Origin of the sequence: Leptolyngbya sp. Cla-17, assembly GCF_016807185.1 — a bacterium.
Lineage (GTDB): Bacteria > Cyanobacteriota > Cyanobacteriia > Leptolyngbyales > Leptolyngbyaceae > ULC077BIN1.
The window spans coordinates 122,397-144,622 of the sequence record NZ_JAEVYN010000001.1 but is presented as its reverse complement, the minus strand read 5'-3'; the positions used below and the strand labels follow the sequence as shown (position 1 = coordinate 144,622).

23 protein-coding genes are annotated in these 22,226 nt (G+C 48.1%); 15 read left to right on the top strand and 8 right to left on the bottom strand.

The window, feature by feature from the left end:
* Nucleotides 1–98 precede the first annotated feature (98 nt).
* Together JOY44_RS00670 and JOY44_RS00665 are read left to right on the top strand one after the other, a co-directional pair.
* Nucleotides 99–455, top strand: a complete 357-nt coding sequence (locus tag JOY44_RS00670; RefSeq protein ID WP_171571883.1) for an antibiotic biosynthesis monooxygenase family protein — start codon at nt 99–101, stop codon at nt 453–455.
* A 347-nt stretch (nt 456–802) separates the two neighbouring features.
* The gene (locus JOY44_RS00665; RefSeq protein ID WP_171571882.1) at nt 803–2,236 is read left to right on the top strand and encodes a vanadium-dependent haloperoxidase; all 1,434 of its coding nucleotides are present in this window, start codon (nt 803–805) and stop codon (nt 2,234–2,236) included.
* 94 nt (nt 2,237–2,330) lie between these two features.
* Here the strand turns inward: JOY44_RS00665 and pstS are convergent, their stop codons facing one another.
* The 6 genes from pstS to JOY44_RS00635 all read right to left on the bottom strand — a co-directional run bounded on the left by pstS (nt 2,331) and on the right by JOY44_RS00635 (nt 10,443).
* Nucleotides 2,331–3,365 (bottom strand): phosphate ABC transporter substrate-binding protein PstS, encoded by a 1,035-nt coding sequence (pstS, locus tag JOY44_RS00660; RefSeq protein ID WP_242541697.1) that lies wholly within the window; start codon nt 3,363–3,365, stop codon nt 2,331–2,333.
* A gap of 151 nt (nt 3,366–3,516) precedes the next feature.
* A complete protein-coding gene (locus JOY44_RS00655; protein ID WP_171571880.1) occupies nt 3,517–6,705 on the bottom strand; it encodes an efflux RND transporter permease subunit in 3,189 nt (1,062 codons plus the stop codon).
* Nucleotides 6,706–6,806: 101 nt separating this feature from the next.
* Nucleotides 6,807–8,219, bottom strand: a complete 1,413-nt coding sequence (locus tag JOY44_RS00650) for an efflux RND transporter periplasmic adaptor subunit (RefSeq protein WP_171571879.1) — start codon at nt 8,217–8,219, stop codon at nt 6,807–6,809.
* 186 nt (nt 8,220–8,405) lie between these two features.
* Nucleotides 8,406–8,552 (bottom strand): helix-turn-helix domain-containing protein, encoded by a 147-nt coding sequence (locus JOY44_RS32735; protein ID WP_415881102.1) that lies wholly within the window; start codon nt 8,550–8,552, stop codon nt 8,406–8,408.
* 498 nt (nt 8,553–9,050) lie between these two features.
* Nucleotides 9,051–9,374 (bottom strand): DUF1825 family protein, encoded by a 324-nt coding sequence (locus tag JOY44_RS00640; RefSeq protein WP_171571877.1) that lies wholly within the window; start codon nt 9,372–9,374, stop codon nt 9,051–9,053.
* Between the two features lie 121 nt (nt 9,375–9,495).
* Complete coding sequence (locus JOY44_RS00635; protein WP_171571876.1) at nt 9,496–10,443, bottom strand: J domain-containing protein; 948 nt, start codon at nt 10,441–10,443, stop codon at nt 9,496–9,498.
* Between the two features lie 380 nt (nt 10,444–10,823).
* Between JOY44_RS00635 and JOY44_RS00630 the strand changes: the two genes are divergently transcribed.
* From JOY44_RS00630 to rsmG, 3 genes are all read left to right on the top strand, one after another.
* The gene (locus JOY44_RS00630; protein WP_245404899.1) at nt 10,824–11,249 is read left to right on the top strand and encodes an NINE protein; all 426 of its coding nucleotides are present in this window, start codon (nt 10,824–10,826) and stop codon (nt 11,247–11,249) included.
* 93 nt (nt 11,250–11,342) lie between these two features.
* Entirely contained in the window at nt 11,343–11,876 is a 534-nt protein-coding gene (locus tag JOY44_RS00625; RefSeq protein WP_171571875.1) for a helix-hairpin-helix domain-containing protein, read from the top strand.
* Between the two features lie 95 nt (nt 11,877–11,971).
* Entirely contained in the window at nt 11,972–12,829 is an 858-nt protein-coding gene (gene rsmG / locus JOY44_RS00620) for a 16S rRNA (guanine(527)-N(7))-methyltransferase RsmG (RefSeq protein ID WP_171571874.1), read from the top strand.
* Here the strand turns inward: rsmG and JOY44_RS00615 are convergent.
* Both JOY44_RS00615 and JOY44_RS00610 read right to left on the bottom strand, forming a co-directional pair.
* Nucleotides 12,771–13,133 carry a response regulator gene (locus tag JOY44_RS00615; protein WP_171571873.1) on the bottom strand — a complete coding sequence of 121 codons (363 nt, stop codon included), beginning with the start codon at nt 13,131–13,133 and terminating at the stop codon, nt 12,771–12,773. The genes rsmG and JOY44_RS00615 overlap by 59 nt on opposite strands.
* Nucleotides 13,134–13,267: 134 nt before the next feature.
* Nucleotides 13,268–14,221, bottom strand: coding sequence for an aldo/keto reductase (locus JOY44_RS00610; RefSeq protein WP_197984852.1), 954 nt, complete (start codon nt 14,219–14,221; stop codon nt 13,268–13,270).
* Nucleotides 14,222–14,350: 129 nt separating this feature from the next.
* Here JOY44_RS00610 and JOY44_RS00605 point away from each other — a divergent pair, with 129 nt between their 5' ends.
* The 10 genes from JOY44_RS00605 to JOY44_RS00560 all read left to right on the top strand — a co-directional run bounded on the left by JOY44_RS00605 (nt 14,351) and on the right by JOY44_RS00560 (nt 22,207).
* Nucleotides 14,351–15,775 (top strand): BCD family MFS transporter, encoded by a 1,425-nt coding sequence (locus JOY44_RS00605; RefSeq protein ID WP_171571872.1) that lies wholly within the window; start codon nt 14,351–14,353, stop codon nt 15,773–15,775.
* Nucleotides 15,776–15,958: 183 nt separating this feature from the next.
* Nucleotides 15,959–16,774: an inositol monophosphatase family protein gene (locus JOY44_RS00600; RefSeq protein ID WP_171571871.1), complete on the top strand. Its 816-nt coding sequence runs from the start codon at nt 15,959–15,961 to the stop codon at nt 16,772–16,774.
* Nucleotides 16,775–16,816: 42 nt separating this feature from the next.
* The gene (locus tag JOY44_RS00595; protein ID WP_171571870.1) at nt 16,817–17,326 is read left to right on the top strand and encodes an inorganic diphosphatase; all 510 of its coding nucleotides are present in this window, start codon (nt 16,817–16,819) and stop codon (nt 17,324–17,326) included.
* 202 nt (nt 17,327–17,528) lie between these two features.
* Nucleotides 17,529–17,936, top strand: coding sequence for an aspartate 1-decarboxylase (panD, locus tag JOY44_RS00590; protein WP_171571869.1), 408 nt, complete (start codon nt 17,529–17,531; stop codon nt 17,934–17,936).
* On the top strand, nt 17,923–18,825 hold the full coding sequence (locus JOY44_RS00585; protein WP_171571868.1) for an MBL fold metallo-hydrolase: 903 nt from the start codon (nt 17,923–17,925) through the stop codon (nt 18,823–18,825). Before panD ends, JOY44_RS00585 begins: the two co-directional genes overlap by 14 nt.
* A gap of 90 nt (nt 18,826–18,915) precedes the next feature.
* The gene (locus JOY44_RS00580; protein WP_171573620.1) at nt 18,916–19,302 is read left to right on the top strand and encodes a VOC family protein; all 387 of its coding nucleotides are present in this window, start codon (nt 18,916–18,918) and stop codon (nt 19,300–19,302) included.
* Complete coding sequence (locus tag JOY44_RS00575) at nt 19,289–19,459, top strand: hypothetical protein (RefSeq protein WP_203031904.1); 171 nt, start codon at nt 19,289–19,291, stop codon at nt 19,457–19,459. The genes JOY44_RS00580 and JOY44_RS00575 overlap by 14 nt, the downstream gene beginning before the upstream one ends.
* Nucleotides 19,460–19,494: 35 nt before the next feature.
* A complete protein-coding gene (locus JOY44_RS00570) occupies nt 19,495–19,932 on the top strand; it encodes a hypothetical protein (protein WP_171571867.1) in 438 nt (145 codons plus the stop codon).
* A 12-nt stretch (nt 19,933–19,944) separates the two neighbouring features.
* Complete coding sequence (locus JOY44_RS00565; RefSeq protein ID WP_171571866.1) at nt 19,945–20,748, top strand: prohibitin family protein; 804 nt, start codon at nt 19,945–19,947, stop codon at nt 20,746–20,748.
* 130 nt (nt 20,749–20,878) lie between these two features.
* Complete coding sequence (locus tag JOY44_RS00560; RefSeq protein WP_171573619.1) at nt 20,879–22,207, top strand: hemolysin family protein; 1,329 nt, start codon at nt 20,879–20,881, stop codon at nt 22,205–22,207.
* The last annotated feature ends 19 nt before the right edge of the window (nt 22,208–22,226 follow it).

Here is a 22,226-nt window from a genome sequence, read left to right as displayed (position 1 = left end):
TCCGCGATCGCACATTAACCTTAGAATGAGGGCCAGCGCGCTCTGATCACTGCTGCCTCAGTGGATTACTCTACCATTTCCTGCACTCCCACAACTCTATGCGCGAATCGTTACACGATTCCTATGAAAATCGCGAAGTGCCTGCTTCTCCTATTCTAGAAGCCGTCATGCTACAGATTAGACCGGGCACAGCCAACGCATTTGAAGCGGCATTTCGCCAAGCCTCGCCCATTATTGCCAGTATGAAAGGCTATTGCGGACACGATTTGCATCGCTGCCTGGAAACGCCTGAAAAATATTTACTCTTAGTGCGATGGGAAACCTTGGAAGACCACACCGTCGGATTTAGAGGGTCGCCCGACTACCAAACCTGGAAGCAACTTCTACATCCTTTCTACGATCCGTTTCCAGTTGTAGAACATTTTGAAGTGCTTACGCCATTCGGCGCTTCATAAAGTCATAGTTGTCAAAAGATTTGCTGGTTATGGAGCGGCAAGTTGGGTCAAGTCATCTGAACTGCAATTGCAAGCTAAGCCTTTAAATAGTACCCGCCAGGGTACTGCCGACGCTTGGGTGCAACCTTTAGCTTGGAACAGTCAAAGGACTCATTGCTGGAGGTTGTAGTTTGCACTCAATTCAGCAGAATCATAGTCATCAAGGGTTTGAACTCACATCGACTGAGGTTAAGGGTGTTTTCAAGCTGAAATTGGCTGCAACTAAACTCAGCAAAATTGCCCTTTTTATAGTCCGATGTATTGGCATTTGTAAGAAGCCACACCTAACTTTACCCAGGAGAAATGTAATGGATCCAATTTTATATTGGAATGAAGTTGCTCTCGAAGCAAACCGTGTTAGTCATACCAATGGTAAAAACGAGCAAACGGGTCCGACTCTGAGTTCTCGTGCTTTAGCGATCGTTCACTTAGCAATATATGACGCTTATGCAGGGGTACGGGGTAATCCGTTCGCTCCAGTCAACTTATCTCCCTATCTTCCTAACTTACCGAACCCGCAACCCAATGCCTCAGCCGATGCTGCCGTTGCTGCCGCAGCACACGCTACGTTGTCTAGTTTGTTTCCCAGTCAAAAGTCCTTCTTTGATCTGAAACATACTCAAGCAGGTTTGCAAGGAACTGGCTTACAAGAAGGTCATGAATTTGGTCTTTTGGTAGCACAGAAAATGCTAGAGAAGCGGCAGGATGATCCCAGTGCTAGTGATGATGGTTATGCTGCATCGATGGCTCGTGGAGCACATCGCCTTGATCCAGATAATTCTGGGCAAGGGTTCAATGCTCCCTTCTATGGCGCAAAATCGAGATGTTTTGCTGTGACAAACCGCCATGAGTTGGATGTTCCACCTCAGCCAGGAAGTCCTGAATATCTCACCGCCCTACAGCAAGTACGCGGCAAGGGGATTGCACCTGAATTAATGGGAACTCTACCCGCAGGTCTTTCTGCTCGGACAGCGAGTGAGACAGTCATCGGCATCTATTGGGGCTACGATGGCGTTGCTGAGTTGGGTACACCACCCCGGTTATATAACCAAATCGTTCGGGCTGTGGCAATAGAACGCAATAATGGGGCTGATAGTGTGGATCAAAATGCCCGTCTGTTTGCGCTAGTGAATGCCGCAATGGCTGATGCTGGTGTTTTAGCCTGGGATCAAAAATACATTCATGATTTATGGCGGCCCGTTGTTGGTATTCGGGAAAATGACCCGTCTCTAGGACCTACAGGGACTGACAATAATGTCATTTCCGCAGATGCTGATCCTTCCTGGTTGCCATTAGGGGCACCCAAAACGAATTCTAAGACCTTTGAGAAAAACTTTACGCCGCCCTTCCCAGCCTATCCTTCTGGGCACGCTACTTTCGGTGCAGCAGCATTGCACATTACTCGATTGTTTTATGGCGTAAATAGCCGCAGTACCGACAATTTGTTCGATGGTCTGACCTTTGTATCGGATGAATTCAATGGTATTAGCCGAGATAACAAAGGAACAGTGCGACCAAAACACGTTCGCAATTTTCCAGACGGATTATGGCAAATGATTGTAGAAAATGGACTCAGCCGGGTATATTTGGGAGTGCATTGGGTCTTTGATGCTTTTGCACCCGACAATACAGGCAATCCCGATCTATCCAAGAACATTGGTGGCATTCCGCTTGGAATTACGATCGCTGAAGATATTTTTAACAATGGGTTGAACTTATCGAATGTCGGTCCTCGCAATTAAAACTCTTTGCCTAATCAATCAAACGCAAAGTGTTAGTTAGAAGGGGGCAAGCTTGATAACCAGGCTTGCCCTTTTACTGCTTTTCTTGTTTGCCCTATTGAATTTGACTCAAAACCGCGATCGCTTTTTTTGCAACTTCTTCAGGTAAAGGGACGTAGCCTAGCTCTGAAGCAAACTTCTGCCCATCGGTGAGTCCCCATTGCAAGATGTCGCGTAGAGCTTTCGCTTTAGCCGAATCGGCATATTTTTGGTATGCCAATACCCAGCTATAGGTGACCAGCGGATAGGAGGTTTCTCCACCAGGATCGGGAACTGAGCCACGCAAATCTTCGGAAAACTGAACGGTAGATAACGCTGCGCGAACACTTTCATCCGTAAGTGAAACGTACTGATTGGCTTTGTTTTGTATAGTTGCGATCGCGAGTCCGAGCTGTTTTGCAAACGCATACTCCACATATCCAATCGTGCCCGTTGCCTGCTGAATCTGAGCGCTAATTCCAGCATTATCCTTAATGCCGGTACCTGCTAGCCACTGCACGCTTAAGCCCGTCCCTACTCGCTCCTTCCACTCTGGACTGATCGCGCTGAGATGCGCCGTAAATGCCGCCGTGGTACCGCTGCCATCTGAACGATGAACGGTTGTAATCGGCTGATTGGGCAGTGCCAGCGCTGGGTTTAGCGCTTTTAGTTCTGGATCATTCCAGCTTGTGATTTTGCCTAAAAATATATCAGCCAGCAGTTTACGAGAGAGCTTTAACCCACTCACCCCCGGTAAGTTATATACCACCGCAATGCTGCCAGCCGTCGTGGGAATCAGCACGGCTCCATTTTTCACCTTGGCAAGATCGGCATCTGTTGGGGTAGTATCGCTGCCGCTAAAATCGGTAGTAGCTGCGATGAATTGCTGAATTCCGGCGGCGCTGCCAACAGGTTGATAGCTCACCTGAATATTGGAATTGATCCGGTTATATTCGCTGAACCATTTTTGATACAGATAAACCGGGAAGGTAGCCCCGGCTCCATAAAGCGATACGGGTGAGCCGCTTTGCGTTGCCGCAGGATAGGGCGTTGGCGGAACTTCAGGAGGTTTCGCCGACTGAGTTTGGCAGGCTTTTAGCCCTACAGCCACTGTGGCTATTGATATCAAGAACCCTCGACGAGACGAAGCCAATTTAAACACCTCAGCCACCTCAGCACGCATTCGTTTTGATTTTACGACGCGACGGAAGATTCTAAGTGATTAGATCTCCTGCTGACGTAACTCAAACTCCTAATACGCATTAACGAGCGACTACATCAGGTTCTTTTTGGGTCGGCATTGAAGCTCCAGATTCAGGTGGATGAGGTCGTTTAGTGATGCGATCGCTCAAGTTAGTAATCACAATGTATAGGATCGGCACCACCAACAGGCTGAGGAAAGTTGCCACCAATAAGCCGCCAAATACCGCAGTTCCTAGAGAAATTCGGCTAGGTGCCCCTGCTCCAGTTGCCACCATTAAGGGATAAAAACCCAATAGCGAGGCAAACGAGGTCATTAAAATTGGGCGTACGCGATCATAAGACGCTTCAATTACCGCTTTCGTGATCGACAATCCCTCTTCCCGCAGTTGATTCGCAAATTCCACAATCAAAATCGAGTTTTTACTTGCCATCCCAATTAGCATTACCAATCCAACCTGACAATACACATCATTTGGCAAGCCTCGCAGCGATTGCGCCGCCAACGCCCCTAAAATTGCCAGCGGCACCGACAACATAATAATCATCGGATCAATAAAGTTTTCGTACTGCGCTGCTAGCACTAAGAACACAAAAACCAGTCCCAATCCAAAAATAATTGGAGCCAAACCACCCGATTCCAATTCTTCCAGCGCCGTACCCGCCCACTCATAGCCAAAACCAGGAGGCAGCGTTCGATCCGCCAGAGTCTGCATCGCTTTGATGCCATCCCCCGAACTAATACCCGGTGCGGAACTACCGGATATTTCGATCGCCCGAAATAGATTGAAATGTGTAATCGTTTGTGCGCCTGTAGTCGGAGTCACGGTCACCAAACTGCTTAAGGGCACCATCTCATTTTGATCGGAGCGAACATACAAACTGCCAATATCGCCAGGATTCGCTCGATATGCTTGGTCTGCCTGCACGTAAACTCGATAGCTGCGCTGCCCCAGATTAAAGTCATTCACATACTGAGAACCGAGTGCCGTCTGCAAGGTATTAAAAACAGTATCCACTGGAACTCCCAGTGCTTTTGCCAAATCCCGGTTCACATCCACTTTAAACTGGGGCGTACTGGCGGCAAACTGCGTAAACACTTGCTGTAAGCCCGTCCCCGGTGCGTTTGCTTGTCCAATCAGCTGCTGAGCAGACTTCAGCAAATCTTGAATATCGGCATTGCCACGCCGATCCTGCATTTGAAATTGAAAGCCACCGAAACTGCCCAAACCACGAATCGCAGGTGGGTTCACTGGCAGCACTCGCGCTTCGGTAATCGTGCTCACCTTGCCAAATACTTTGCCAATAATGGCTTGAACGGACTGATCTGGCTCGTGCCGTTCTTTCCATGGCTTGAGTGTAGTAAAGATAGCGCCTGTGTTAGCGGTGTTGCCACTAAAGCTAAAGCCTCCGATCGCAAAGGTGCCGACTACTTCAGGAAACTCTTTTTCGTCCAGTAAAATCTTTTCGACTTGGGCAATCACTTTGTCGGTGTAGTTAAGCGAAACACCCTCTGGTGCCTGAATAATTGTGATGAAGTAGCCCTGATCTTCTTCCGGCAAAAAGGCTTGAGGCACTTGAAGATATAACCAGCCCGTAGCACCGATCAACAACACGAACAGCCCGATGACTACCATTTTGAAGTGAATCAGCCAGGTTAGAAGTTGCCGATAGCCGTGACGGAAGCGATCGAACATCCAATTGAACCAGTTAAAAAACCAGGCAATAAATCGAGGTGGACGTTGTCCCGGGCGTAGAAGGATTGCTGACAACGCAGGCGTTAGGGTTAAGGCAAGGAAGGTAGAAATTAAAACGGCAAATGTGATCGTCAGTGCGAACTGTTTATACAATGAACCCGTTGTTCCGGGAAAAAATGCCACCGGCACAAACACCGCCATCAGCACCAGCGATGTGGCAATTACTGCTCCCGTCAGTTCCCGCATCGATTCGGAAGCAGCATCCATTGGGCGCATACCCTTCGTTTCAATCAAGCGGCTAATATTTTCTACCACCACGATCGCGTCATCCACCACCAAACCTGTTCCCAAGGTCAAACCAAACAGCGTCAAGCTATTAATCGAAAAGCCAAACGCCTTGACAAAGCCAAAGATACCAATCAGCGACAGCGGAATGACGATCGTGGGAATGAGCGTTGTGCGCCAATCTTGCAAAAAGATGAAGATCACAAGCACAACCAGAATAATTGCCTCCAGCAGAGATTTTTGCACCTCTGCTAAGGATTCCTCTACATACAGCGTCGTATCAAATGCCACTTGATACTTCATTCCAGGAGGAAATGACTGCGACAGTTTCTCCATTTCCTTTTTGACCCCTTCTGCCACCTCAAGAGCATTGCTGCCAGGAGCCGGAAATACTCCTAGCCCCACTGCATCTTTGCCACGAAACCGCAGAAAGCTGCTGTAGTTTTCAGCTCCAAGTTCTGCCCGCCCCACATCGCTCAACTTAATCAGCGTTCTGCTGGCTGAATCAGCCTTAATCACTACATTTTCAAACTCAGAGGCATCTTTCAACCGCCCTACTGCCTGTAGGTCAATTTGATACAACTCATCTGCCGGGGAAGGAGACTGCCCAACTCGTCCCGCGCCCACTTGAATATTCTGTTCCCTTAAAGCCGCAACCACATCTTGCACAACTAATCCACGCGATGCCAGTCGTTCTGGATCCAGCCATAGCCGCATGGAATAGCGCCGTTCGCCAAAAATCCTCGCTTCGCTCACTCCATCAACCCGCTTTAGAGCGTCACCAATATACAGATCGGCATAGTTGCTTAAAAAGATATTGCTGTACTCTTTGTTTTCCGTGTACAACCCGATCGCCAACAAAATATTATTCGACTGCTTACTCACCCTGACCCCAGTTTGCTGCACTGTTTCGGGTAACTGAGACTGCACCGAAGAAATACGATTTTGCACATCTACCGCTGCAATGTCCTTGTCGCGAGTCGATTCAAACGTTGCAGTAATGGTGCTAGAACCATCGTTGCTGCTGGTGGAGTTCATGTAACGGAGCCCTTCCACCCCGTTGATTTGCCGTTCCAAAATTGTGGTCACTGCACTTTCAACGACTTCAGCACTCGCTCCGGGATAGTTTGCGCTCACCTGCACTTGAATCGGACTGATGTCGGGAAACTGATCGACCGCTAATCCTGGAATGGAAATCGCCCCAATCAGCAAAATAATCAGTGAACATACAATGCTGAAGACGGGTCGCTTGATAAAAAAGTCAGCCATGGGAGTAAGCTCTAGGTTTCAGGTCTAGGTTTCGCGCTAAGAGTTTGGATCGAGGAAAAGAGGTTGGGTAATTGAGCAGTGTTGTCTCTGATTCCTAACCTTTATTTGCCGTTGCCTGTGGCTTCCGCGATCGCACTGCACTCTGACAGGTTGAGAATGCCAGACACAACCACTCGCTCGTTTGGTTTGAGTCCCTCTAAAACGTGGTAGCTGTTACCCTGAATGCTACCCAGTTTGATGAGCCGTTGACGGGCAACAAGCGCTGAAGGTTCTCCTGCGGGAGCACCGGGCGGTCCTGATTTAAGAATTTCTTTGCATGTATCATTTGGCGCTTGGGCAACAAAGACGAAGTTTTCTCCACCAAGGCGGGAAATGGCAGAGGAAGGAATCAAAATTCCGGGAAGCGATCGCCAAACTACTCTGGCACGTGCAAACTGCCCATCTCGTAACTTGCCTGAACTATTAGCAAAGGTTGCCTTTGCCAAAACGCTCTGAGAGCGGCTATCAGACTGGGGTGAAATAAAACTAACCCGCCCTCTACTCAGTATCTTTCCTTGAGCATTGGTTAGCTCAACTGGCAGCCCAATCCGCAGCTCAGCCGCTCTTTCCAGCGGAATGGATAGCTTCAAATCCAGAGATTCATTTTGGGTCACAGTGGTCAGCGTGTCTCTGACCTCAACAATCTGCCCTAACCGAACCGGAACGTCGCCTACTATGCCACTAAACGGTGCAGTAATAGTGGTGTCTTGCAATTGAGCAGTGTTTAAATTGGCATTTGCCTGGGCTTGTTGCAGCCCAGATTCAGACTCGGCAATGCTGGCTTTAGCAGATTGAATCCGCTGATCCATTGCTCTCAATTCTGAAATCGCTCTGGTGCGATCGCGCGCCGTTCGATCCAACAACTGTCGTGACAGTGCGCCTTCTTTCACCAAAGACGAAATCCGCCGATATTCCTGGTTTTGCAGGTCTACCTCAGCTTGCTTAGCAATCCGATCTGCCTGGGTTTCCTGGAGTTGAGAAACGGCATTGGAGCGGATGGCACGGGCAGAATTAACGGCTGCTAGCCCACTGGCAACCTCAGCCTCTCGCTTATCGGGCTTTAATTGAATCAGCGGATCTCCTGCTTGCACGCTGTCACCTGATTTCACCAGAATCCCGCTGATGCGCCCGGTAATTTCTGGCTTTAGAATGACCGACTGCAAAGATTCTAAGGACCCCACGTACTCCGAAGACTCTTGCACAGTTGCCGTTTGAGTGGTACCTAACTTGACCGGGATGCCTGAGGGCATTTCTGCTCCGGTTCCTCGCGCTGCTGCTTGGCTAGCCTGCCACCAACGCCAGCCAAATGCTAAGCCCAGCAGCACCAGTAAAAGTCCGCCAATTGCTAACCAGCGGTTCGTTGATGATTTTGAACCTAAAGGCGATCGCGGCTTCCGCTTTGCAGGTGGGATTTCATGTTCTCGCGCTTCAACAGGCTCGGAATACTTTGACTTTGACGAAGGAAGACCAGACATTCACATACCTCGTTTGAACTTATCTATGTACCCACGTCATGCCCATAACCTTAAACTTATATAAACCATTTGCCCACGTTCTGGAGATAGACCCGATTGGTTGAGCCAGTCCAGAACATAAACAAATACTATGTTATTTGTAAAAATAATAATATTAACTGATATTTTTCGCTCGGCAAGGTAGAGTTAGATCTTTCGTCGAAATTTGTAGGGCGTAACTCCACAGTCCTTGCGAAAGCTAGTTATGAAATGAGCTTGACTGGAAAAACCTAGTTCAAATGCATCTCTACCAGCGTTTTTTGTGGTTTGGAGCAAGATTTTAGCTTTCTCAATTCTTTAATGCATGGCAACTGATGCACAGCCGTCCCAATAGCTTGCTTAAAACCGCGCTCAAGTGATTCATACTGGTATTGCAAGCTTGGGCGATCGCAGCTAGGCGCAGTGTGAAAACAAGCTCCACCAACTCGCCACATCCGTAGGCGAAACCGCCCCAATTAGGACATTTGAAGTTGCTGTCGCAGAAAGCAACGTGATCATGCTGGCAGTGTAAGCACCCACATTAGAGGAAGGGTTCCTACAGTGCAATCGATTCTGGAAAGATTGTTGCCCACTCTCTGGAAACGGCGACAACCAATTGGGTTCAGTTTGCTGCTGCTAGTCAACTATTCCCAAACCTTGGACTCAAAGCTTGACGACGGTGGTGTTTCAATCAACAAAAGAAGAAGGGAAGAGCGTCTTGCTGAGGTTTCAGAACTATTACTGTAATCGTGGCTTTTACAATGGTTGATTTCGTTCTAGCCGATCTCAATCCATCAACTAAGCGTTCTTAACTTATAAAGTTTTTTCGAGTTCTGCTTTCATGCGTTCTAGGGTCATGTTCATTTGGTCAAACATTTGTTGAGGAGTCATGCCAAACTGACCCAGTTGAGTCCGCAACTGTTCAACGGTCATTTGAGCCATAAAGTCCTCAGATAGCTCAAACCGTTTCATAAAAATACGGTAGCGATCCATCATAGATTCCATCTGGTCGATGAACATCTTCTTACCTTCGCGATCAAACTTACCGTAGCTACCGCCTAGCTGCGTGAGAGATTGGTAATCCTCAAACAACTGCTTTGCCTCTTCTTGAACAATTTCAGAATCAAAGAATCCCATCGCGTTAAACCAATTTTTAATGAATTCAGAACGGTAATGTTCCTGAATGCGGCTGTTTTATTATTCTAGAGCGATCGCCGAATGCAAGTTAAGTAGGGGTTTCACCACTCTGCCATAGCGGTTACTTGTCCGCTCTGAGAAACCCAAATAATCCACCGCGTTTTTGTGAAGCCGCAGCGGCTTGTCTCGCTGGAGCTTGTTTGTCGTTGACTGATGGCGGAGTGGAAGCCGGAACAATGATGCCTGCCTGAGGGGCGTATTTGATCACTAAAGGATCGCTAGGATCTAGTTCCAGTGCCCGCTTTAGATGTGCTCTTGCCATGCCTTGCATATTTTGTCGTAGATAAGCGACTCCGAGTAAAGAGTGATACTCGCTCTTGTCAGACTTTAGCTTGATAGCATCCCGCAGTTCACAAACGACCTCTGTCCAGTTGCTGTTGGTTGCATATTGTCTAGCACGACGATAGTGGCGTTGGTCATAGCTTTCGGTTATCACTTCCGAAGCAACTGGAGTAGGAGTAACGGTGATGGGTTTTGCTTCAGCGGCGGCAATAATTCCAGAGCGCTTCTCACGAACGCCCATATCGCCCATTTTGAGCTGAAGATATACTAGATTTAGCTCACCAATTTGCTCTGTCGTAGACTCAAACTGGTCAATATCTTGATATTGATCAGTTGCCAGGTTGGCTGCCGCTTGCTCATAAAAAACGTCTACAGCGCTAACAGGATGCTCAAGGAGCTGGCGGGCAACCTTACTTTTGGGCGCGATCGCCCCGTTTCGCTTGTGAAATAAGCGCACTTTGATTCGGAGATTGGCAATACTTTCATTGCGTCCTTTCTCTGCCTTCAATTGTTTATAGGCAGGGTTAACTAAGCTTGCTAACAGTTGTGTCGCTAGTTCCTTTGTAGCTCCATGCTCTAGCCCAAAGCGATCGGGGTGAAGGAGTTTGGCAATCTCTCGATAGCGTTTAAGCACCCGATTATTGTCAGCTGTGACTGCAACACCCAGCACGGCATAGGGATCAATGAATTTTTCTGTCCATTCAGGAATAAGCGAACTTTGCGACATCGAAGGTCAGTCCTAGCAGGATAGATAAATTTTGAAAGTGATAAACTCTCAAAATAGATAAAAACTCTTCAGAGACTAGCAAGCTTGAGCAAACGAGACATCTTCAATAAGTCGTAAAGTTGCCAATCAAATAGCCCTTGAGCAAGAAAAATTAGATGTTGACGGTGTGAACTGGTACTGCATCCCATAAAAACAGAAGGAGACCTAAAATAAGGTCAATTGCAACCCGTATTTATCTTTAATCTAATGTACTGTGCAAAATCTGGTTCGACCGGAGAAGTCCTATGAATCCTTGCTATGGTTTTTGCCCAGGCATTATAAAAGCAGAGATAAACTAAAAGCAGTTGCCTCAAGAATAAGAAGTAGAAGGAGTTACACCCGTGTGGCGATCGCCCAGTTGGAATGACATTTTGAGTCAGCCAAAAGATCGAAAAGTTGCTTCTTTGCTAGCGTTGGCTGGCATGATAGCTCCCGTCTCAGGGTTTCATAAGTTTTACCTGAAGCAACCTATCTGGGGGACATTGTATTTAATGTTATCGTGGACTCCTATTCCTCGCATTGCTTGTGGCATTGAAGCGGTTTGGTATCTATTTCAAGATGCTAATGAATTCGATTCGCGGTTTAATTCGGAAACTTTGCCATCAAACTCGATCTCGGCTACTTTTGCATCTCCCAAGGTTGATCCTACTAAAATTAGCGCGATCGCCGATGCCGTTCGTCAACTCGACCAACTTCGTATGGATGGATTGATTTCGGAATACGAATTTGAGCAGAAACGGCGGAAACTACTGGATCATATTGGATAAAGAGTGCGGAGATCTGAGTGCAAACAAGACTCAAAATTCGGTTCTGCAAACTCACCGGAAGCCAAAACTCAAAACTTTTAAAGCACATATCCCATGGCTTGGCGCGACTGGTTTGTAAATGCAACTCAATCTCAATCGATACGATCGCGGATCTTGAGCGATCCCTACTATCGATTTCAAACGCTTGAAGAATTACAATTGGCTGCAAGCTTAGGCATCCAAATTGATGTGAATCAAGCGGGGGTAGATGATTGGTTGCGGTTGCCTGGTTTGTCTATTCATCAGGCGCGATCGCTGGTGGAACTGACCCAGTCTGGGGTTCACCTTCATGCCCTAGAAGACATTGCGGCGGCATTGGGGCAACCAGTGCAGCGGCTGAATCATTGGAAACCGGTGCTGTTGTTTTGTTATTACGATGAAGATAGTCTTCACACCATTCGACCGATTAATGCAAACACGGCATCTGTAGAAGCACTTTTGCGAATTCCTGGTGTGGATACCTACTTAGCCCGGACGATCGTCCAAAATCGCTTTCCTCATCCCTATCGCAACCTAACTCACCTTCAACGGCGGCTCTCTTTACCCAGTGATACAGTATCTAAGCTCTTGCATCACCTCAAGTTTTAATGAATTGCATCCGTGCGATCGCACCATAGCCATCCGGGCACAGGTGAATTTCCAAGTAATTTTTTGATTTCTGCCCCTTATTTTTCAGCAAAACTGTGCTTACCAATACCGTGCCATCTACCCTGCCCGATTTTTCTGATCTTTGGCAAGAAACCTTAGGTTGGCAGCCCAGTGTTGCCCAAAATAGTCTATTCCAGCAGCTTTATGAAGGGATTCTGGAAGGCAACCAACAGCTTAATTTAACCCGGATTACTGACCCTATAGAGTTTTGGGAAAAACACCTGTGGGATTCGCTCAGTGGAATTAAGTCGTTTCTCCAGTTACCCAGCAATGAGCTTTCCAACCCCGACACCTCGCACCTAACACCAGAACGGAATCTGAACCCTTACCGCGTTATTGATATTGGCACTGGAGCGGGTTTTCCGGGATTGCCAATCGCGATCGCCCAACCGAGCTGGCAGGTCACCTTGCTTGACTCCACCCGCAAAAAGCTTGATTTTGTCAGTCAGTTGTTGGAGCGCTTAAATATTGCGAATGCCACCACGCTGGTAGACAGAGTAGAGCAGATTGGGCGCGATCGTGCCCATCGAGAACAGTACGATTTGGTGGTAGTTCGGGCCGTAGGCGCGGCATCCATCTGCGTGGAGTATGCACTGCCGCTAGTGAAAATTGGTGGTTTAGCCGTGCTGTATCGAGGACAGTGGCTTGAAGAAGAAGCGGAGGATCTTGCTCCGGTGGTGAATTTGCTGCTGGGTGGTGAGCTAGAACAAGTGACAGCGTTTAAAACGCCTATTACTCACGGCGATCGCCACTGTTTATATATTCGTAAGGTTGCTCCAACTCAACCGCTCTATCCTCGTGCTGTGGGCATTCCTGCCCAAAAACCATTGGTGCTTACTTCAGCAGCTTCTTTACCGCATCGATCAAATCCGGCGGATGATACGGCTTTGTAATATACGCATCTGCACCTTGCTTCATGCCCCAATACACATCAAACTCCTCGCTTTTACTCGTACACATGACCACAGGAATGTGCTTAGTGTTCGGTTCGTTTTTCAGCCAGCGGCATAGCTCGTAGCCATTTTTGCGGGGCATCACGATGTCTGTAACAACCAGATCAGGGAGGTTTGCGCGGATTTTGGTGATTGCTTCTTCGCCATCGATCGCCTCAACTACATTAAACCCACTTTTTCGGAGTTGCTCTGAAACCATTTGCCGCACAGTGAGGCTATCATCCACGATCAAAACTGTATGCATAACTCCCAAGGGGCTAGTAATTCAGGGCGGAAACGACTTAGTTCAGTTTAGAGGACGAACAGAGGTTAGTCTATGGGAGATTGTGCCACCCATTGATTCGTTGGACCTGAACTCCCTCACTTCTTCCACCCCTATCAGTTGAGAGTCAACCGATCCAATTGCTCCACTTCCTCTGGGATGAGGCTCCAACCGATCGCGCCTGCATTTTGCACCGCTTGATTTGCATTTTTAGCACCAGGGATTGGCATGACGTTGCCTTGAGCAATCAGCCAATTCAACGCAACTTGAGCAGGGGTGCGTTGATGAACATCGCCGATTGTTTGCAAAGCGTTAACGAGTGGGGCAATTTTTTCCAATCCAGCCCGGTTGAATCGGGGATCAATGCGCCGTGCCCCCCGCAGGGTTTGCACTGAGTCTGGAGTGTATTTACCGGTGAGCAATCCTTGCGCCAGGGGACTATAGGCAAGAATGGCAATATCCAGTTCCCTTGCCGCAGCTAGCACCCCGTTGGTTTCAATCTGGCGACTCAGCAGAGAATAACGGACTTGGTTCACTGCCAGAGGAATGCCCCGCGCCGCTAAAAATGTGTGAGCCTGCCGCATTTGCTCGGCGGAATAGTTGCTGACACCGATCGCCCCAATTCTGCCTTGATCAACCTCATTGGCTAGCGCATTCATTAAGGTGCGCTGGCTCATCAAAAAATCTAAGGGGAAATGCACCTGGTACAACGCTACGCGATCGACCTGAAGCCGTTGCAGGCTGGCAGTCAGGGTGTCTGCAACCGCTTGAGCATTGAGCCGCCAAGGGAGGGGAAAGTATTTGGTGGCGATTTGAACTGGCTTGTCGGTTTGCTTGAGGAATTGCCCAATCAGTCGCTCAGATTCACCCAAGCCATAAATCTCTGCGGTATCAAAAAAGGTGATACCAGACTCAACGGCAGCATGGAAGGCTTCACGCACCTGGTCTGCTCCGTAGTCTTTGCCATAGCTCCAAAATAGGCTGTCGCCCCAAGACCATGCACCAATACCAATCGCAGGCACAACAGATCCATCTTTGCCTAAATTAACGGTTTGCATGTTTGTTTGCATAGCGATCGCCCTCCAATTTGTAACTTTTTCTTCACACTTCTAGTGTATTCTGCGACTTCCCGGTTCGACCCTTCCAATTCCTTTTAATCTAGAAAATGGTGGCAATATCCAATCTGGTTTAGAAGAAGTATGGCAAGTAGCAATCTGTCCGGTTCACACCTGTCGTCTAGCGAGTCGGCTCCTGTGTCCACCATTACCCTGCTAACGATGTTTCGGTTGGGTCTGTACCAACTGGGATTGGGCATGATGTCGGTGTTGGCATTGGGAGTCATGAACCGGGTGATGATTGGCAACTTGGCGATACCTGCCACGATCGCGGCGGGGGCGATCGCCATGCACCAGTTTGTGGCACCCGCGCGGGTTTGGTTTGGGCAACGCTCCGACAGTAAACCGCTGTTGGGACACCATCGCACGGGCTATATCTGGATCGGTACGATGATATTTGCGGTGGTGTCGTTTTTAGCGCTGCAGGTAATGTGGCAACTGGGGAGCGCGGCTCCTGACTCTGGCGAATTCTACGGCTGGACAGGCCTTTTAGGATTGACCTTTGCTATTTATGGCTTGGCATTAAGCGCTGGATCGACTCCCTTTGCAGCGTTGCTAGTGGATGTGTCGGATGAGGGTAATCGTTCCAAGCTGGTGGGCGTGGTTTGGTCGATGTTGATGGTCGGGATTGTGATTGGAGCAATTTTGATTAGTGTGCTGCTGAGGCAAGTGACTAACGATACGCCTATAGAGGTGATGCAAGCTTCAATTAATCGGGTGTTTGTGATTGTGCCAGCGATCGTGGTGGGGTTAGCGGTGGTGGCAACCGCAGGCATGGAAAAGAAATATTCGCTCTATCGGCTGCGGTCTACCATTAGCGATCGCGAAGACAAAATCACCTTTGGGCAAGCCTTGCACGTATTAACTGCTAGCCGCCAAACCGGAATTTTCTTCACCTTTCTGCTGGTTATGACCATTAGTCTGTTCATGCAGGATGCTATTTTGGAACCCTACGGCGCGAAAGTGTTCAACATGGAGTTTTCTAAAACCACGCTGCTCAATGCCTTTTGGGGAACGGGCACCTTAATCGGCATCAGCACTACAGGCTTTTTGATTACACCCCGAATTGGTAAAAAAAATACTGCTAAGCTCGGCTGTTTATTGGTTGCAGGTTGCTTCATCTTGCTTATCCTGGCAGGATTTACCGCTAATCAAACGGTGCTAAAAACAGGCGTATTTCTCTTCGGCTTGTGTTCTGGCGTGGTCACTACGGGTGCCCTCAGCCTGATGCTGGATTTGACGGCGGCTGAAACCGCTGGCACCTTTATTGGCGCGTGGGGTTTGGCTCAGGCAATGGCGCGGGCTTTAGCAACAGTGGCAGGCGGCACGGTGCTTGATTTGGGCAACAGACTGTTTACTGTGCCCATGTTTGCTTATTCCTTAGTGTTTGCGGTGCAAGCCTGCGGCATGATCTTGGCAGTCTATTTGCTCAGCCGGGTGAATGTGGCGGAGTTTCAGGCAAACGCAAAACAAGCGATCGCCACCGTCTTTCAGGGTGAAATGGATTAATTTAGCTGGTGACTGATTTTCTGATCGTCTAACGACTAACTAAAAAACTGCGATCGCTCGATATGGATCCAACTTTGGAGATGCGGGAATAGGTTATGTCTTTCTACGCTATCTATCTGGAAAGACCTGAAGGTTAGTTTTTCTGACAATGTAGTTGAGCAACCCTAATCTATTACTTTCCCTATGTCTGATTTTTGGGCTCAAATTCTGGATTTTGCTAAAGCTACCACTCATCGAGTCGGAGATCGCCTGCTACAAGATTTTGGGCAAGCGCAGGCGCAAGAAAAAGCTGACGGCAGCTTAGTCACGCAATCGGATCGGTGGGCAGATGAGGAACTGAGGAACGCGATCGCCCAGGCTTTTCCTGATCATGGCGTGGTTAGTGAAGAAACCGAGCATATTTTTCCAGAAACCGAGTGGTGCTGGATTATCGATCCGCTGGATGGCACCACTAATTTCGCTAGAGGTCTGCCGCTGTGGGGGATTTCATTTGGGCTAGTGTACAAAGGCACGCCTGTTTTTGGCTATGTCCACTTTCCGCCTCTGCGGCAGTCATTTCATGGCTACTGGCGTGGTGACTCGGGCTTAGAAATGCCCACAGGCGCTTTTATGAACGATCGCCTGATCCATACCAGTCCTGATGCTCCTAGTTCCAACCACTTTTTCAACCTTTGCGCCCGTAGCCTTTCAGTATTGCAGCAGCCCAATCCCTGCAAAATTCGGATGTTGGGTGTGTCAACCTATAGTTTTTTGACGGTGGCAGCCGGGTGGACTCTCGCTGGCGTGGAAGCGACGCCAAAAATTTGGGATATTGCCGCAGTCTGGGCGATCGCCCAAGCCGCTGGTGCCGCCTGGACACCCCTAGAACCAGAAACCATCTTTCCTTTGCAAACTGGCGTTAACTATAGTCGCCGTGCCTACCCCACATTGGTCGTTAGCCGAGCCGAATGGGTGGAGACATTTTTACCGCTAACGGCATCTATTGGGGTGAAGCGGTAGGGAATGGGATAATGCTAGACGTTGCTAGTTTGGAGATTGTTTGTGGATCTTTCGCGTATTCCTGCCCAACCTAAACCCGGTTTGCTAAATATCCTGATTGAGATTCCGGGTGGTAGTAAGAATAAATATGAGTTTGATAAGGATATCAACGCCTTTGCCCTCGATCGCGTCCTTTTCGCCTCAGTCCAGTATCCTCTTGATTACGGCTTCATTCCCAATACCCTGGGTGATGATGGCGATCCGCTGGATGGCATGGTGATGATGGATCAACCCACCTTTCCAGGCTGTGTGATTGCTGCACGCCCAATTGGAATGCTGGAAATGATTGACGGGGGCGATCGCGATGAAAAGATTTTGTGTGTTCCCGACAAAGATCCGCGCTATGCCCAAGTTAAAACCCTTGCAGATGTGGCTTCTCACCGCCTAGACGAAATTGCTGAATTCTTTAGAACTTACAAAAATCTAGAGAAAAAAGTGACCGAAATTTTAGGCTGGAAAGATGCGGATCAAGTTCTGCCTTTAGTAGAACAATGCATCAAGGCATACCGCTAAGCAAGTTCTGACTGTAAGTGAGAGATGCTGAGGCTTAGTTATTCTAAGCCTCCTTTCTGTAACGATTCATTGCTGACATGGGGGGCTATAGCTGCGGTCTTACCTATTCCATAGGCAAAATGGGAAATATCCGTTGTTTAATTAAGTCAAGCTAATTGAATACATCCGCTTTTTTACTTCTTCAAAGAGAAGAAGATTAAATATGCAACGCACGTTTTTATTATCGAAAATTCATCAGTGTGTATTAACCGCTGCCAACTTAAGCTATATCGGCAGTATCAGTGTTGATGAGATTTTATTAAGTGCAGCGGGTATTCTACCTTATGAGCAGGTACAGGTAGTGAACGTTTCTAATGGTGAACGGTTGATTACATATGCCATCTCAGCGCCTGCAGGCTCTGGTGAGATTCAATTAAATGGTGCAGCGGCTCGGCTCGGCGTTCCGGGCGATCGCTTAATTATCATGACCTACGCTCAACTCACGGCTGAGGAGTTGAAAACTTTTTCCCCGACTGTCGTTTTAGTGGATGAGCAAAATCATTTGCGGCAAGTGCATCGGTACAAAGACCTTCTTGAAACCTTACCAGTAATTGATAATGTCAGAGCTTGAGTCAGCCTCCACCTTGGAGGAAAAAACCAACAGCATTGATGAAAACAGCCCAGCAACGGATTTTGTGGTTCAGTTTTGGGGTGTGCGGGGCAGCATTCCGTCACCCGGAAGTGAAACCGTCCGCTATGGCGGTAACACGTCTTGTGTTGAGATGCGGATTGGTGGAAAACGCCTAATTTTTGATGGTGGCACAGGGTTACGAGTGCTAGGCAAATCTTTGCTGTCTGAGATGCCTGTTGAAGCTTATATGTTTTTCACCCATTCCCATTGGGATCATATTCAAGGTTTCCCGTTCTTTGTGCCCGCGTTTGCGAAAGGAAACTGCTTTCATATTTATGGGGCGATCGCGCCAAATGGAGCCAGCATGAAGCAGCGACTCCACGACCAAATGCTGCACCCTAATTTTCCGGTGCCGATGCAGGTGATGCAGTCTGACCTAAAGTTTTATGACTTGTTTGCGGGCGACACGATGCAGTTGGGTGACATCACCATTGAAACAGGTCCGCTCAACCATCCCAATAGCGCTATGGGCTATCGCCTTACCTGGCAAGGACGCACTGTTGTCTATGCAACTGACACGGAACACTTCGCCGATCGCCTGGATGAAAATCTGTTGCATCTTGCTCGCAATGCCGACATCCTGATTTATGATGCCTGCTACACAGACGAAGAGTATCACGATTTAAAAACTTCTAAAATTGGCTGGGGTCACTCGACTTGGCAAGAAGGGGTAAAGATGGCAAAAGCGGCAGGCGTGAAAAAATTGGTCGTCTTTCATCACGATCCTAGCCACTCTGACGACTTTTTAGACAAGGTTGCATCCCAAGTAGAATCTGTTTTTCCTAACAGTGTGCTTGCCCAGGAAGGCATGATTCTTTCAGTTATTTAGCGAATGGCGAGAAATGAGGAGCAGAGAATACAAGCAACTCAAAACTCCCCTATTTGCTCCAACTTACACCAAAGTCTTCCTACTGCCTTCATGAACTTCCTTGGCATTCATCACGTTGCGATCATTTGCTCAGACTACGATCGCTCCAAGCATTTTTACGTCGAGCTACTCGGTTTTTCGATCATTCAAGAAACTTATCGAACAGCACGAAATTCCTACAAGCTAGATTTGCAGGCTAGCAACGCTCAAATTGAGCTTTTTTCCTTTCCTGATCCGCCTGAGCGCGTCAATAGTCCCGAAGCTTGCGGTTTGCGTCATCTTTCGTTTGCTGTAGCAAATTTAGACGCATCGGTGGCTGACCTATTGGCAAAAGGCATTTCGGTAGAACCAATTCGGTTGGATGAATTGACTGGAAGGCGCTTTACATTCTTCAAAGATCCAGATGACTTGCCGCTGGAACTATATGAAGCTGATTGAAACGGAATCGGGCGATCGCTCCTGTGTAACAAGCGATCGCAATGCTCACTTTCTTCTAGCTTTAAGGTTGAACTGTCGCGTGTTAAGCAATTTCCACAAATTTCGGCTGTTGCAGAATGAATCGCCTATCTTCGTAGAAGTTCTAATTTGCTGGTGATTATGACAAGATCAAGAATGGAAAGGCATTTGATCGTGGCGACATGTTTAGGCGTGATCACTGCTTTGAGCAACCTTTTTCCAGCGATCGCGGTGAATCCCTCATCTTCATCTGTTACTGCTGATGACAGTAGTACTGCGAAACCTGCGCGATCGCAAGTGGATGGCAAGCTGGCTCAACGCAACCAAAACTGCCGCGTAATCGTTGCCGATGGATTTATTCCGTTTAACAATAGAGCCGCATCAGGAAACGCGCTGGGTAATTTAGCAAATGGGGACAAAGTCGAGCTATCGAATGGGATAAACACTATCCTAGGCGTTGACGGACGATCTTACATTGGGGTGCGGATTCCCTATATCGAATCTTCCTACAACCGCCCCATCCAGCAGAGCGGCTATATTCCAACCCGCTATCAGAGCTACGGTGGCGAAATGAAGTCTACACTAAGAAAGTGCATTCGGGCAATGTGGTAATGAAGATCTAGTATGAAAAGTCAAACAAACTGGCAGACAACCGCGCTGCTTTTTCTGGCGGCGATCGCCTTGTTGATCGGGCTAAGTGCTTATGTAGTCATCAACCCAGGTGAAGCGGGAGTGCTCAGTATTTTGGGCAAAGCAAGAGACGGGGTTTTGCTAGAAGGCATTCATCTCAAGCCACCTCTGATTTCACGGGTGGATATGTACGACCTGACGGTGCAAAAGTTTGAAGTTCCGGCTCAAAGCTCTACTAAGGATTTGCAGCAGTTGACCGCTAGTTTTGCCATTAACTTTCGACTTGATCCGGTGCAGGTTGTCAATATTCGCCGCACCCAGGGGTCACTGCAAAATATCGTTTCAAAAATTATTGCGCCTCAAACCCAGGAATCCTTCAAAGTCGCTGCGGCACGACGCACCGTGGAAGAAGCCATCACCAAGCGAGACGAATTGAAGCAAGACTTTGATGTTGCCTTGGGGGAGCGACTGCAAAAATACGGCATTATTGTGCTAGACACCAGCGTTGTCGATCTCACTTTTTCAACTGAGTTTTCTAAAGCGGTAGAAGAAAAACAAATTGCCGAACAACGTGCCCAACGGGCGGTTTACATTGCTCAAGAAGCGGAGCAAGAAGCAGAAGCAAATGTCAATCGAGCAAAGGGACAGGCAGAAGCCCAAAGATTATTACGAGAAACATTAACTCCAGAACTGCTGCAAAAACAGGCGATCGACAAGTGGGATGGCAAGTTTCCGCAGGTGATGGGTGGCAATGGAGCGTTGCCGTTTATCAACCTGGAACCCGGAAAATCGTCTTGAGCATAGGGTAAAAAAGCGTAGAAAGAAACTGCTTTTTTCCTACGCATCTAAAAATATGCGGTAATAGGTAAACAGAAGTCCTATGCTGGAGAGCGTAGAATGTAGTCTTTGGAGTAAAAGTCTTTCCAGTATGTCTTCTGTTGCCATCGAGATTGTTCTCATTATTGCGCTGACGATCGCCAACGGTATTTTTTCGGGATCGGAACTTGCGATTCTTTCCGCCCGTAAAGTCCGGTTAGAGCAGATGGTCAAACAAGGCGACAAAAGGGCGCGTCTGGCACTGAAGCTGGCAAGCTCTCCCAATAATTTTCTTTCCACAGTTCAAATTGGAATCACCTTAATTGGTATTCTTAGCGGTACCGTCGCCGGAGCAACGATTGCTCAACGGTTGGAAGAAGTTTTTAGGACCATTCCTCCCCTCGCACTTTACAGCAAACCTCTTAGCATTCTTGCTGTGGTGACTGTTATCACCTACTTGTCGTTGGTCATCGGCGAACTGGTGCCCAAACGGATTGCGCTCAACAATCCCGAAAAACTTGCTTGCACCGTGGCAGGTCCTATGCGATCACTGTCTATTTTTGCGGCTCCAGTGGTGCACTTGCTGAGTGTCTCAACGGAGGGGTTGTTGAAGCTGCTAGATATTCAGGCCTCAGATGAACCTGCTGTAACGGAAGAAGAAATTAAAGTGCTGATTGAGCAAGGCACTGAGGCTGGGATGTTTGAGGAATCGGAGCAGGAGATGGTGTCGCGGGTGTTTCGCTTAGGCGATCGCGCAATCAAAACCTTAATGACTCCTCGCACTGCAATCTCATGGCTCGATGTTGAGGCACCCTGGGAAGAAAATCAGCAAGAGATTCTAGAAAATACCTACTCTCGTTTTCCCGTTGCGCAGGGAACTCTTGATAGTTGTCTGGGTATTGTTAGAGCGCGCGATATTCTGTCTTTGCAATTGGCACAGGCACCTGTCGATCTAAGAACCTTATTGCGATCGCCCCTTTACATTCCGGAAAACAGCCGCGCTCTGAAAGTGCTAGAAATTTTCCAAGAGTCAGGTACCCATATTGCATTGATTACTGATGAATATGGCGGCATCGAAGGGTTAGTAACACTAAATGATTTAGTTGAAGCGATCGTAGGCGAGTTACCGTCGGCAGAAGATGAAGAGGAACCTCAAATCATTCGTCGAGAAGATGGTTCTTGGCTGCTAGATGGTTTGCTGCCAATCGAGCCATTGAAAGACCTGTTGGAGCAAGAGATGCTACCCCACGAAGAAGATGAACACTACCATACGCTGGGTGGATTTGTGATGGCGGTTTTGGGACGGGTGCCCACATCAGGAAACTTCTTTGAGGCTGCCGGGTTCCGATTTGAGGTTATGGATATGGACGGAACGCGGGTAGATAAAGTGTTGGTGATGCCTTCTACAACGCCATCAGTAGAAGAGGAACATCACAATTGATGTAATTCTGATGTGGGAG

What these genes read in the sequence shown, in the direction of transcription:
- JOY44_RS00670 (WP_171571883.1), top strand. Translation starts at nt 99, where the DNA reads ATGCGCGAATCGTTACACGATTCCTATGAAAATCGCGAAGTGCCTGCT.
- JOY44_RS00665 (WP_171571882.1), top strand. Translation starts at nt 803, where the DNA reads ATGGATCCAATTTTATATTGGAATGAAGTTGCTCTCGAAGCAAACCGT.
- JOY44_RS00655 (WP_171571880.1), bottom strand. Translation starts at nt 6,705, where the DNA reads ATGGCTGACTTTTTTATCAAGCGACCCGTCTTCAGCATTGTATGTTCA.
- JOY44_RS00650 (WP_171571879.1), bottom strand. Translation starts at nt 8,219, where the DNA reads ATGTCTGGTCTTCCTTCGTCAAAGTCAAAGTATTCCGAGCCTGTTGAA.
- JOY44_RS00640 (WP_171571877.1), bottom strand. Translation starts at nt 9,374, where the DNA reads ATGGGATTCTTTGATTCTGAAATTGTTCAAGAAGAGGCAAAGCAGTTG.
- JOY44_RS00635 (WP_171571876.1), bottom strand. Translation starts at nt 10,443, where the DNA reads ATGTCGCAAAGTTCGCTTATTCCTGAATGGACAGAAAAATTCATTGAT.
- JOY44_RS00625 (WP_171571875.1), top strand. Translation starts at nt 11,343, where the DNA reads ATGGCTTGGCGCGACTGGTTTGTAAATGCAACTCAATCTCAATCGATA.
- JOY44_RS00615 (WP_171571873.1), bottom strand. Translation starts at nt 13,133, where the DNA reads ATGCATACAGTTTTGATCGTGGATGATAGCCTCACTGTGCGGCAAATG.
- JOY44_RS00610 (WP_197984852.1), bottom strand. Translation starts at nt 14,221, where the DNA reads ATGCAAACAAACATGCAAACCGTTAATTTAGGCAAAGATGGATCTGTT.
- JOY44_RS00605 (WP_171571872.1), top strand. Translation starts at nt 14,351, where the DNA reads ATGGCAAGTAGCAATCTGTCCGGTTCACACCTGTCGTCTAGCGAGTCG.
- JOY44_RS00600 (WP_171571871.1), top strand. Translation starts at nt 15,959, where the DNA reads ATGTCTGATTTTTGGGCTCAAATTCTGGATTTTGCTAAAGCTACCACT.
- panD (WP_171571869.1), top strand. Translation starts at nt 17,529, where the DNA reads ATGCAACGCACGTTTTTATTATCGAAAATTCATCAGTGTGTATTAACC.
- JOY44_RS00585 (WP_171571868.1), top strand. Translation starts at nt 17,923, where the DNA reads ATGTCAGAGCTTGAGTCAGCCTCCACCTTGGAGGAAAAAACCAACAGC.
- JOY44_RS00580 (WP_171573620.1), top strand. Translation starts at nt 18,916, where the DNA reads ATGAACTTCCTTGGCATTCATCACGTTGCGATCATTTGCTCAGACTAC.
- JOY44_RS00575 (WP_203031904.1), top strand. Translation starts at nt 19,289, where the DNA reads ATGAAGCTGATTGAAACGGAATCGGGCGATCGCTCCTGTGTAACAAGC.
- JOY44_RS00565 (WP_171571866.1), top strand. Translation starts at nt 19,945, where the DNA reads ATGAAAAGTCAAACAAACTGGCAGACAACCGCGCTGCTTTTTCTGGCG.
- JOY44_RS00560 (WP_171573619.1), top strand. Translation starts at nt 20,879, where the DNA reads ATGTCTTCTGTTGCCATCGAGATTGTTCTCATTATTGCGCTGACGATC.